Origin of the sequence: Psychrobacter glacincola, from assembly GCF_904846215.1 — a bacterium.
Taxonomy (GTDB): domain Bacteria; phylum Pseudomonadota; class Gammaproteobacteria; order Pseudomonadales; family Moraxellaceae; genus Psychrobacter; species Psychrobacter glacincola.
The window spans coordinates 191,860-203,190 of the sequence record NZ_CAJGZK010000003.1; the positions used below are offsets into that span (position 1 = coordinate 191,860).

Annotated in this window: 9 protein-coding genes; 6 read left to right on the forward strand and 3 right to left on the reverse strand. The window is 41.4% G+C overall.

Translation table 11 applies throughout. From position 1 onward, the window contains the following. Positions 1-246 precede the first annotated feature (246 nt). On the forward strand, positions 247-2,190 hold the full coding sequence (dnaK, locus tag JMW90_RS03125; RefSeq protein ID WP_201561640.1) for a molecular chaperone DnaK: 1,944 nt from the start codon (positions 247-249) through the stop codon (positions 2,188-2,190). A 64-nt stretch (positions 2,191-2,254) separates the two neighbouring features. Here the strand turns inward: dnaK and JMW90_RS03130 are convergent, their stop codons facing one another. Together JMW90_RS03130 and JMW90_RS03135 are read right to left on the reverse strand one after the other, a co-directional pair. Then, positions 2,255-3,094 (reverse strand): methyltransferase domain-containing protein, encoded by an 840-nt coding sequence (locus JMW90_RS03130; RefSeq protein ID WP_201561641.1) that lies wholly within the window; start codon positions 3,092-3,094, stop codon positions 2,255-2,257. A 66-nt stretch (positions 3,095-3,160) separates the two neighbouring features. Further along, on the reverse strand, positions 3,161-4,393 hold the full coding sequence (locus tag JMW90_RS03135) for an 8-amino-7-oxononanoate synthase (protein ID WP_201561642.1): 1,233 nt from the start codon (positions 4,391-4,393) through the stop codon (positions 3,161-3,163). A gap of 305 nt (positions 4,394-4,698) precedes the next feature. Between JMW90_RS03135 and JMW90_RS03140 the strand changes: the two genes are divergently transcribed. From JMW90_RS03140 to JMW90_RS03160, 5 genes are all read left to right on the forward strand, one after another. After that, positions 4,699-5,244: a porin family protein gene (locus tag JMW90_RS03140; protein WP_201561643.1), complete on the forward strand. Its 546-nt coding sequence runs from the start codon at positions 4,699-4,701 to the stop codon at positions 5,242-5,244. A 238-nt stretch (positions 5,245-5,482) separates the two neighbouring features. After that, positions 5,483-6,070 (forward strand): porin family protein, encoded by a 588-nt coding sequence (locus JMW90_RS03145; protein ID WP_201561644.1) that lies wholly within the window; start codon positions 5,483-5,485, stop codon positions 6,068-6,070. Positions 6,071-6,325: 255 nt separating this feature from the next. Next, entirely contained in the window at positions 6,326-6,823 is a 498-nt protein-coding gene (locus JMW90_RS03150) for an NfeD family protein (protein WP_201561645.1), read from the forward strand. A 15-nt stretch (positions 6,824-6,838) separates the two neighbouring features. Continuing rightward, positions 6,839-7,699, forward strand: coding sequence for an SPFH domain-containing protein (locus JMW90_RS03155; RefSeq protein WP_201551603.1), 861 nt, complete (start codon positions 6,839-6,841; stop codon positions 7,697-7,699). 320 nt (positions 7,700-8,019) lie between these two features. Then, on the forward strand, positions 8,020-9,405 hold the full coding sequence (locus JMW90_RS03160) for an esterase-like activity of phytase family protein (protein ID WP_201561679.1): 1,386 nt from the start codon (positions 8,020-8,022) through the stop codon (positions 9,403-9,405). Between the two features lie 104 nt (positions 9,406-9,509). On the opposite strand, the gene hemN is transcribed toward JMW90_RS03160, so the two are convergent. After that, positions 9,510-10,973: an oxygen-independent coproporphyrinogen III oxidase gene (gene hemN, locus JMW90_RS03165; RefSeq protein WP_379607136.1), complete on the reverse strand. Its 1,464-nt coding sequence runs from the start codon at positions 10,971-10,973 to the stop codon at positions 9,510-9,512. Positions 10,974-11,331 lie beyond the last annotated feature (358 nt).

The following is an 11,331-nucleotide window of genomic DNA, read 5'->3' on the forward strand; positions in this document are numbered from 1 at the left end:
CCAACGTAGTCCTAAATGGTCATCGAGTATATAGGCAAAAGATATTCAGTCTTTAACTGTGCTAAACCTTATTATTAGTGGGGATTTTGACAAAAAATCACACAAAAGGCATTATTTGCATGGTTAGCGACTTGAAAAAATACATAAGCAAACCGATATAAAGCAACAAGTGACCGACTACGATCTAGTGATCGACGGTCTGATGCAATAAAATTTTATTTAAAAATAAATTAGGAGCAATTCAGTATGGGTAAAGTCATTGGTATTGATTTAGGTACAACCAACTCATGTGTCGCAGTAATGGAAGGTGATAAAGTTAAAATCATCGAAAATGCTGAAGGTACGCGTACCACCCCTTCAATTGTCGCTTATAAAGATGACGAGATCCTTGTCGGTCAGTCAGCCAAGCGTCAAGCGGTTACTAACCCAAATAATACGCTTTTTGCTATCAAGCGTTTGATTGGTCGTCGTTTTGATGACAAAGTTGTGCAAAAAGACATCGGTATGGTGCCTTATAAAATCGCCAAAGCCGATAACGGTGATGCATGGGTAGAAATTAACGGTAAAAAACTAGCACCACCACAGGTTTCTGCTGAAATTTTGAAAAAGATGAAAAAAACAGCAGAAGACTATCTTGGTGAAACGGTTACTGAAGCCGTCGTAACCGTACCTGCTTACTTTAACGATTCACAGCGTCAAGCAACAAAAGACGCGGGTAAAATTGCCGGTCTTGATGTAAAACGTATCATCAACGAACCAACTGCCGCCGCTCTTGCTTATGGTATGGATAAAAAGCAAGGCGATAGCACCGTTGCTGTATATGACTTAGGTGGTGGTACCTTTGACGTATCCATCATCGAAATTGCTGATGTCGATGGCGAGCAGCAGTTTGAAGTGCTTGCGACCAATGGTGATACATTCCTTGGTGGTGAAGATTTTGACTCAGCGCTCATTGATTTCTTAGTTGCTGAATTCAAAAAAGACCAAGACGTCAACCTAAAAGGCGACTCTCTTGCGATGCAGCGTCTAAAAGAAGCGGCAGAAAAAGCGAAGATTGAGTTATCAAGTGCCCAAAGTACTGAAGTGAACTTGCCGTATATCACTGCTGATAGTACTGGTCCTAAGCATTTGGTGGTCACTATCAGCCGCTCAAAACTTGAGAGCTTAACTGAAGAGCTAGTACAACGTACGATGGGTCCTTGTAAGATTGCCCTTGAAGATGCAGGCATAAAAATCGGCGATATTGATGATGTCATCTTAGTTGGTGGTCAGACTCGTATGCCTTTAGTGCAGCAAAAAGTACAAGAGTTCTTTGGTCAAGAGCCACGTAAAGACGTGAACCCTGATGAAGCAGTAGCAGCCGGTGCAGCGATTCAAGGCGCGGTATTGTCTGGTGAAAAAACCGACGTATTGCTACTTGATGTGACACCATTGACGCTAGGTATCGAAACCATGGGTGGCATCTTGACGCCAATCATTGAGAAAAACACCATGATTCCGACTAAGAAATCACAAGTATTCTCAACGGCTGAAGACAACCAGCCAGCGGTTAGCATTCAGGTTTATCAAGGCGAGCGTAAAATTGCAAACCAAAATAAACAGCTGGGTCGTTTTGATTTAACGGACATTCCACCAGCACCACGTGGTTTGCCACAAATTGAAGTAAGCTTTGACATCAACGCTGACGGTATCATGAATATCTCAGCGACTGACAAAGGTACTGGTAAAGCACAAAGTATCCAAATTAAAGCGGATTCTGGTTTGTCTGATGAAGAAGTTGAACAAATGATTCGTGATGCTGAAGCCAATGCGGCTGAAGATGAGAAGTTCGCCAATTTAGCGCAAGTGCGTAACGAAGCAGATGGTCGTATCCATGCCGTACAAAAAGCGTTAAAAGATGCCGCAGATAAAGTATCTGATGATGAAAAATCATCAGTAGAAACGGCCATCTCTGAGCTTGAAGCAGCGGCGAAAGAAGATGATCATGAAGAGATCAAAGCCAAGCTTGAAGCATTAGACAATGCCTTCTTACCAGTTAGCCAGAAGATTTATGCTGATGCAGGCGCGGGTAGCGAGGGTATGGATCCAAACCAGTTCCAACAAGGTGCGGATAATGCAGGCGAGAGCAACCAAGCAGACGACGATGTGGTCGATGCTGAGTTCACGGAAGTAGAAGACGATAAAAAATAATTCTACTGCTAAGCTATTAAGTTAAGTGGTTAAATAAAAAACGCATCCTTCGGGGTGCGTTTTTTTATGCTTTAAAAGCACTCACGATCAGCACATCATAAGTTAAATTAACATGGTACTGCTCATTGTTATCTGATTCTGAGAAGTGATGCCAATAGTCTTGCTCAAATTGTTTTAGGCGTGCCTTGGTCCATGTAAAAGGCTTACCATTATTTGATTGCTCTTGCGTTTGATTGGTTGATACCCCAGTCAGTTTCATATGCGTAAGGACGGCGTAGGGATTGGCAAAAGGTACATCAAAGCGTTGGGTCGACAGTTCAATCTTCTCGAACCCAGCGTCTTCTAATGCTGATTGCCACTCACTGATAGCTGGATAGTGCAGCCCTTGACTCGTTAGTTGCTTAATTTGCAAAAAATTATCTGGCGTAAAAGTATTAAAGACTAATTGCCCACCTGCTTGTAAATACTGGGCTGATTGCGTTATAAATTTCAAAGGCTTATCAAACCACTGTACCGCATTGGCACTGACTATTAGGCTATGCTCTATCAGGTTGGGGTTTATTGAGTTAAAATCTGTGGATAATTGAATGCTTTCAGCATCACCAATCAGTATCTTGGCGGTCGGTACTATCGATTGTAATATCGCTTTCCGTTCAGAACATAGCTCATTAATAATCCAGTGCTGACTTTGAATATTTGCTGCCAATAAGCGTGTCATCTGACCTGTGCCGGCACCGATTTCTAATACGCTTTTCTGCTCGGTATGAGCGATATTGTCTAGTAAGTGGTGGCAGACTTGCTGTTGAATCTTGGCATGCTGGTCATAATCGTCAGCAGTAGCAAAATGCCGTGCGATGGCTTGTTTTCTTGCGCTAGAGGTATCAGGTAGAGTAGGAGCTTTCATATTGTTTATTAAATCCAAATAAGTCGATTATCGCTAGAATGAATCATTCATTAAAGAATAATAGCATTATAAGTGCGCTATCAGTCGCTGACAGTCATCAGAGCTCAGTGCTGCATTCATCACCAAGCGGATACGAGCAGTATTGGCAGGGACGGTTGGCGGTCTGACAGGCAAGGCATAAAACCCTGCTGCTTGTAGCTGCTTTGACTTTGCGATAGTGAGTGCATTATCACCTAATATGTAAGGCACGATAGGAGAGTGATAAGCTGAACTTTGATTGGTTGCTGAGATACGATAGGGTTCTGGAATAGCAGTACTTATCATCGTAGACAACTGCGCGAGATGAAGACGCTGCTCCGTTAAGCTTGGTATTTTCGCTAAAATAAAACGTGTCCATGCGTGATTGATGGGTGGCAAGGCGGTGCTAAAAATAAGAGGACGCATCTGATTAATCAGCCATTGTTTGACGACTTCATCACACATGATATAAGCGCCAATGGAGGCAAAAGCTTTACCAAAAGTCCCGACCAGATAATCAATGTCAGCCAGTGTTTGGGTTTCCTCTGCCAAACCCAAACCTGTATTACCTAAGATGCCGATGGCATGGGCTTCATCGACATATAGCTCAATACGAGCATCTTTTGCTTTTAGTTGTACCAATTGAGCCAAGTCAGCACAGTCACCATCCATACTAAAAATACTTTCGGTGACAATAATAATGCGCTCAAAGCTCAAGTCTGCTTGCTCAATAAATTTGGCTAAATGTTCATAGTCGTTGTGACGGTAACGACGATAACTGACCAGCTTACTTTGGCTTAGGCGTATGCCGTCGATAATACTAGCGTGCACCAATTTGTCTGCCAAAATTAAAGTTTTGATTGGCAATGTCGTTAGTGCGGGCAAAATACCTATATTGGCATGGTAGCCGCTGTTGAATACCAATACCGATTTTGATGAAGATAGATTTTGCTTTTCTACAGCGTTTTGATACCAGTCTTGTAGTTCGGACTCTAATGCTTGCAGATGTTCATCGTTACCTGTCAAGAGCCTAGAGGAGGTGGCGCTCATTCTAGGAATATTATCGACCGGCGATTGACTTAGTTGATTAAGGAACTCGCTTTGTAGTTGCTTATTACTGCCCAAACCTAGATAGTCGTTGCTAGCGATATTGAGTAATCGCGCCCCTTCACTAAGCACGTATCGTCCATGATGTTGTAAATCAGGTATTTGACGATATTGATTTGCTGTCACTAGCGCGTTGAGCGACTCTTGCAGATGATTGATAATAAGAGCAGTCATTGCTATCCTTTTATTTAAGAGCTATTTTCGCTAATTAAGTTTAATGATTCTATAAATAAGCTTTGGAATAAGTACGGATTATTGCACAAACTGAGTGGTTGTAACAAAAGATTTCATATATCGGTATTTGTAACTTGAACACTGATAAACACTTGCAAAACTTAACTTTCTTACCATTAAACACTGACAGAGTTTTTGACATGATTTGTTACTATGTATACATCGTTAGCAAACAAGGCGATATGACTAAAAAGTCCACATAAATACATAACTTGTTTGTCCACAGTGATTTTAAGGAGATACACATGAAAACTCTACAGAAAACTCTAATTGCATTAGCAGCCGGTTCATTACTAAGCGTTGGTGCACAAGCTGCCGTTTCTTATGGTAACGGCTATACTGGTCAACCATACGTTGGTGCTAAAGTCGGTCAATTTGATTTAGACGTTGACGGCGCTGATGATCCAACCGCATATGGCGTATATGCAGGCTACAATTTTGATCCTAACTTTGGTATTGAAGCTGAGTATGTCGGTTCAGATGACGCCGATTACAGAGGCGGCGACCTTGACGCAAAAACTTACGGGGCATACGGTACGTACCGTTATCAGTTTCCAAACACCGCACTTTATGCCAAAGGTAAACTAGGCGTTGCCAAAACTGAAGTAGAAGGTGATTATACTGTTGGTACAGTTAGAGTATCAGATTCTACTAGTGACACAGGCATCGCTGGCGGCGTTGGACTAGGCTACATGGTTAATCCTAACATGAGTATCGAAGGCGAATATGCCATGATGGATAGTGATGTTGATGCCAAACTACTTACAGTTGGCGCGCACTTAAAATTCTAAGTTTACCAGTATAGGTTGACTGCTATCTAATAATAGAATTAGTAGCTAAGTTCTTTAGATAAAAAAACGATCACTTCAGTGGTCGTTTTTTTACAGTATTATCTGTTATACAAAACAATTGTTTTCTATAACAGATAATACTGTTACTATACCGCCGTCATCTGTAGGCGAGATGATTTTTGGTGAAAAATAGTCTACATACAAGCTCAGTACCAACTAAACAAATTTGGGGAATCCAATGAAAATGTTACAAACCACAGTATTAGCGTTAGCAACTGCTTCTTTATTAAGTGTTAGTGCTCAAGCAGCAGTTAACTACGCCGGACAGCCATATATCGGTGCAAAAGTTGGTCAGTACAGCCCTGACATTGATGATGCTGATGACATTGATGACGCGACCTCTTATGGTGTTTATGGTGGTTATAAGTTTACACCAGAGTTTGGAGTAGAAGCTGAGTATTTAACAACCAGCGACACAGATGTATTTGAAGATGCTGTTGAGAAAGCAGAATATAGTGCTGATGTTTTAGGTCTTTATGCGACATACGATTATGCCTTTCCAACGACTGCCTTATATGCTAAAGGTCGTTTAGGTTTTGCAAAAAATGAAGTAAATGTAGATGTAACTAATAAAATCTCTTCTAGCCTTAATGAAAGTTTCAGTGAATCTGATACAGGTGTAGCAGGCGGTTTAGGTTTAGGTTATAACTTTACTCCTATGGTCTCTGCAGAAGCTATGTATAACTTTTATCCATCAATCGATTTAGGCGATGGTGATGACTTTGATGCAAGCGGCGTCACATTAGGTGCACATTTTAAATTCTAAAATTATCGCTATGAAGTCATAAAATAAAAAACGATCACTTAATGTGGTCGTTTTTTTTGTTTTAAATATTTATAGAATAATAACGCATTGGCATTTTTATTAAGCTGAGAGTGAAGGTGTAGGGTTAATTTAAGAAAACGGTTTTTATAGCATTGCTCTTAAAGCATTGTTTTCAAGATATTGTTTTTAGAGCGTTTTCAGGTAAGGAAATGTGCTACATTGGAAGTTAGAATAGCAAAAATAGGGAATATAGCGATGATGGAGATGCTTTGGATGATTGAGCCTTGGCATTGGTTGGTATTGGGCTTTTTGCTACTGATTGTCGAGATGTTTGTGCCAACCTTTGCAAGCCTTTGGTTTGGTGCCGCTGCTATCATAGTGGCTGCGCTTGCATGGTTGCTGCCTGTTTCGGTATCGGTACAAATTATTATCTGGTTACTCCTTTCCGCTATATTTTTGTTGGCATGGTTTAAGTTTATTAAGCCTTTATCCGTTGATCGTACCAAAGCTGGACTTGGCGGCAGTGTGATCGTTGGTGAAACGGGTATGATTATTGTGCAGCCGCAGCCAGATAGAGCGGGCATGGTGCGCTTTAGTGTGCCTATTGTGGGTGCCGCTGAATGGATGTGCCGTACCCGAGGTGAGCAAGTGGCAGTCGGTGATCGAGTGGTGGTAACAGATATCGTTGGTAACGAGCTGATTGTGAGTAGTATGACATCGAAGGCAGCTGTGAACCAAAATACGCACGTATAATAATAAGGATGAATTATGGAAAGCTTTAGTATTGTCATGGTGGTTTTGGTTGCACTGGTCGTATTTACCGTATTTAAAGGTGTGCGAATCGTGCCACAAGGGTACAAATGGGTGGTACAGCGTTTAGGTAAATATAGCCAAACGTTAGAGCCAGGTCTAAATCTTATCATCCCTTATGTCGATGATGTTTCTTACAAAGTCACGACTAAAGACATCGTCCTTGATATTCCCTCACAAGAAGTCATTACCCGAGATAACGTCGTTATTATCGCTAATGCTGTGGCTTATATTAATATTATCCGCCCTGATAAAGCAGTATATGGCATCGAAGATTATGAGTATGGTATCCGTAATCTGGTACAGACGTCTTTACGTTCAATCATCGGTGAGATGGATCTTGATAGTGCCTTATCTAACCGTGATGAAATAAAAATGAAGCTAAAGCATGCCATCTCAGAAGATATTGCCGATTGGGGTATCACGCTAAAGACAGTAGAGATTCAAGATATTAACCCCTCGCAGACGATGCAAGCGTCAATGGAAGAACAGGCTGCCGCCGAGCGACTACGCCGAGCGACAGTGACCCGTGCTGATGGTCAAAAACAAGCAGCTATCTTAGAAGCAGATGGGCGTTTAGAAGCCTCACGCCGTGACGCTGAGGCGCAGGTGGTACTGGCAAAAGGCTCAGAAGAATCTATCCGTCTGATTACTGCTGCGATGGGTACGGAAGAGATGCCGATTGTCTACTTACTGGGCGAGCAGTATATTAAAGCGATTCGTCAGCTGGCTGAGTCCGATAACTCAAAAATGGTGGTATTACCCGCTGACATTCTAAGTACAGTAAAAGGCATGGTCGGTGATAAGCTCAAGGTTTAAATCACCACCCTTTAATCATATGCTATAAATTTAATGCTTAAAAATAGTCAGTGAGTATCTAACGCGCTGGCTATTTTTTGGAACCGAATTTACTCATACTTTTTTTGATGATTCTTTTCGCGTGAAATATCGTTTTCTAAGCAATAAAAATACCTATAGTCAGTGAAAAGTAATATCGACACATTATGTATTACGGGTATCAATTTTTCTTGCTTGCTGTGCCTACGCAGACAGAGGCTGCAAAAAATTTATACCCGCAGCACCGTAGCGTTTTTAGAGTATTTTGACTATAAATAAGGAAAATAACAATGTCAACGATCATGACTGAGCAAAAGCTAAATACAGGAATAATCTCAATAGAGGATTTCCCACAAGGTTGCCCGTTACCGTATAGCGTGCTTGATGCGACGCACATCAATGCCGCCTATCCTGAGCAGAAATTAGAGATTCGCGGTGGTGGTTATGGCTCGGACGCCGCAGCGCATCCAAGCAATGCCACTCAATTCTACGTGCTTACCGATCGAGGTCCCAATGCCGACTTTGACGGTATTGCTGGTAAAGGTAAGCAGTTTTTAGTGCCCGATTATACGCCGTCTATTGGCTTGTTTGAGTTGCAAGCTGACGGAAAAATCATCAAGGTAAAAGAGATATTGCTTAAAGATAGCAATGGCAATCTTATCTCTGGACTACCGAATCCAAAAGCCTTTGGCGGCACCAATGAAGTACCTTATGATATTAATGCTCAACCGATGACGGTGAACCCAGATTTACCTTTTGATGAAGTGACCAATCCTGTTAAAAGCGATATCAATGGCTTAGATCCCGAAGGACTTGCCGCGCTCAAAGATGGCAGCTTTTGGATCAGTGATGAATATGGTCCACATCTCGTTCACTATGACGCGGATGGGGTAGAGATTGCCCGTATCAATCCTTTTGCCCATGATGAACGCAATAACGTGATTATTAATGGTAAGCAGGTATTATTACCGACGGAGTTTACCAAGCGCCGCGCCAATCGTGGCATGGAAGCATTAACCATTACGCCTGACCAGACTACGCTTGTAGGTATCATGGAATCTTCTATGGACAATCCCGACAAATCGGGTCGTGGCTCTAGTTTGGTGCGTATCGTTGCTATTAACCTAATCTCAGGTCAGATAGCACAATATTTATATCGTCTTGATATTGCAGAGCACGTGGCGTCAGGGATAGTCGCTATCAATGAGCATGAATTTTATCTTATTGAGCATGACCGCAAGTTTCCACTACAGGATGACTCTGCAAAAAAACTCATTTATAAAATAGATATCTCTCAGGCGACAGATATTGAAACCATTACCAGTGCTGATAATCCACATATCATCCAACAAAATGACACTTTTGGTTTGACTATTGATGGTCAAACGCTTGAGCAATTGATAGCAGAAAATGATGCAAACTGGCAACTACTTGAAACTATGACTATCAAGCCTGTTAAAAAAACCTTGGTCGTCGATGTGCTTGCTACGCTAGATTATCCACATGATAAGCTTGAAGGATTATGGTTACGGCAAGATGGCTCGTTAGGTTTGCTCAATGATGATGATTTTGCGATAACAGATACAGAGATAATCAATGCAACAAGCACCGTTGAGCAAAAATACCTAGATAAAGAAAAAACCATAGAGGATGCCAATCGACTGTATCTTGTGATGCCGACTGAATAGATATGGATAATGATTTATAAGTTATAATATTTATCGCTGACCAAAAAAAGACCTCAATCGAGGTCTTTTTTAATGTTGAAAATCTTAGCCTATAATTTCATTATTCAAATAACTTTTGAGAAGCGGTCTTTATGTTTTTTATCCAGATATTCATCGAATATCATGGCGACGTTGCGACCCAATAAGCGACCTCTTGGTAACACACGAATGCCAGCAGCATCCATATCAATCAAGCGGTCTTCTTGCATTTCACCAAGCTGTTGAATCTCATGAATAAAGTAGGTAATGGCATCGATACCGAATTTCTGATTGATGTCTCTAAAATCCATATAATCATGACATAATAAATTCATAATCACGTACTTACGTAAGCGATCTTTGATGGAGGTTTTAATCACGTTAACCGCTGGCATGATAGTAGGATTATTACGTGCCAAATCGATAGTGTCTTTATATACTTGCAAATCGGTGTGATTTTGTAGGATATAGCTGTTATTAGCATTGGCAATTTGACTGATAGAAGACACACCAAAGCCCAATAAATCACAATCGCCCATGATGGTATAACCCTGAAAATTACGATGCAACTTGCCCTCACGTTGGGCAACGGCAAGCTCGTCATCAGGTTTGGCAAAATGGTCAATACCAATATATTGATAACCGGCTTCAGTTAAAGTGTTGATGGTATTACCGAGCATCGTGAGCTTAGCAGATGGAGTAGGTAAATCGTCCTCTTTGATTTGACGTTGAGACTTAAAGCGTTCAGGCAGATGAGCATAATTAAATACCGACAAGCGATCTGGTGACATCTCGATAATACGGCGTATGGTTTTATCAAAGGTTTCTGGCGTTTGATGTGGTAAACCATAAATTAGATCGACATTGATAGAATGAAAGCCTAATTCGCGCGCCTCATTTAATACATTTTCAATAAGCTCTGCTGAATGGACACGATTGACCGCGATTTGTACAGTCTCGTCTAAATCCTGTACGCCTAAGCTGATGCGGTTAAAGCCAAGGTTGCGCAATACTTTTAACGTCTCACCACTGAGCTCCCGTGGGTCAATTTCGATAGAGTAATCACCTTGGTCTTCCGGCAAAAACTCGAACTGGGTCTGCAAAAAATCCCACAGTTGTATCAACTCATTATCTTGCAGGAAAGTTGGGGTGCCACCACCAAAATGTAGCTGTTTAACCAAGGGTTTTTTGCTGTTTTCTGGTAACGTCAATAAGCTGCGTTTGTGCTTAATTTCAGCCATCAAATACGCTAAGTAATCGCCCGCATCGCTGTTCTTTTTGATGATGATTTTATTGCAAGCACAGTAATAGCAAAGGTGACGACAAAATGGAATATGGAAATAAAGCGATAACGGCGCATGGGCTTCGCGCTCTTGGAGGATTTTTGTTTCAAGCCCTTCTGGTAACGGAGAAAACTCTAAAGCAGTTGGATAGGAGGTATAGCGCGGTCCGGAACGATTATACTTATTAATGATATCTTGATCGAATGCTGGCAGCTGTTTGCTGGTGATGCTGCCACGAGTACTGGCATAGGGATTGTCCGGCTGCATAACAGGACGCACCGTGGTAGGCTGCTCGCTTGCATTGATGGCGTGCTCAGGTGTGCTATTGATATCAAGTTGTTCTGACATGCGAGATTCCTCGTTTGACTGTATCAATCGCCATTTTGCTCAACAAGTATATGGCTTTGCTAATAGCTATATTTCTCAAGAAAGCCAATAAAAAAGCGATTGAAATAAGTAATGGCTAGTATAACAAATCACAGCTTATAGTGGCATGGACAATGACTTTGGTATATATGGTTAAAATATCTCAAAAACGCTACAGTGCTGCTGGTATAAATTTTTTGTAGCCTCTGTCTGCATAGGCACAGCAAGCAAGAAAAATTAATATCAGCAGTACTTGATG

Coding starts and splice junctions, on each gene's coding strand:
- dnaK (WP_201561640.1), top strand. CDS start 247: ATGGGTAAAGTCATTGGTATTGATTTAGGTACAACCAACTCATGTGTC.
- JMW90_RS03130 (WP_201561641.1), bottom strand. CDS start 3,094: ATGAAAGCTCCTACTCTACCTGATACCTCTAGCGCAAGAAAACAAGCC.
- JMW90_RS03135 (WP_201561642.1), bottom strand. CDS start 4,393: ATGACTGCTCTTATTATCAATCATCTGCAAGAGTCGCTCAACGCGCTA.
- JMW90_RS03140 (WP_201561643.1), top strand. CDS start 4,699: ATGAAAACTCTACAGAAAACTCTAATTGCATTAGCAGCCGGTTCATTA.
- JMW90_RS03145 (WP_201561644.1), top strand. CDS start 5,483: ATGAAAATGTTACAAACCACAGTATTAGCGTTAGCAACTGCTTCTTTA.
- JMW90_RS03150 (WP_201561645.1), top strand. CDS start 6,326: ATGATGGAGATGCTTTGGATGATTGAGCCTTGGCATTGGTTGGTATTG.
- JMW90_RS03155 (WP_201551603.1), top strand. CDS start 6,839: ATGGAAAGCTTTAGTATTGTCATGGTGGTTTTGGTTGCACTGGTCGTA.
- JMW90_RS03160 (WP_201561679.1), top strand. CDS start 8,020: ATGACTGAGCAAAAGCTAAATACAGGAATAATCTCAATAGAGGATTTC.
- hemN (WP_379607136.1), bottom strand. CDS start 10,973: ATGCAGCCGGACAATCCCTATGCCAGTACTCGTGGCAGCATCACCAGC.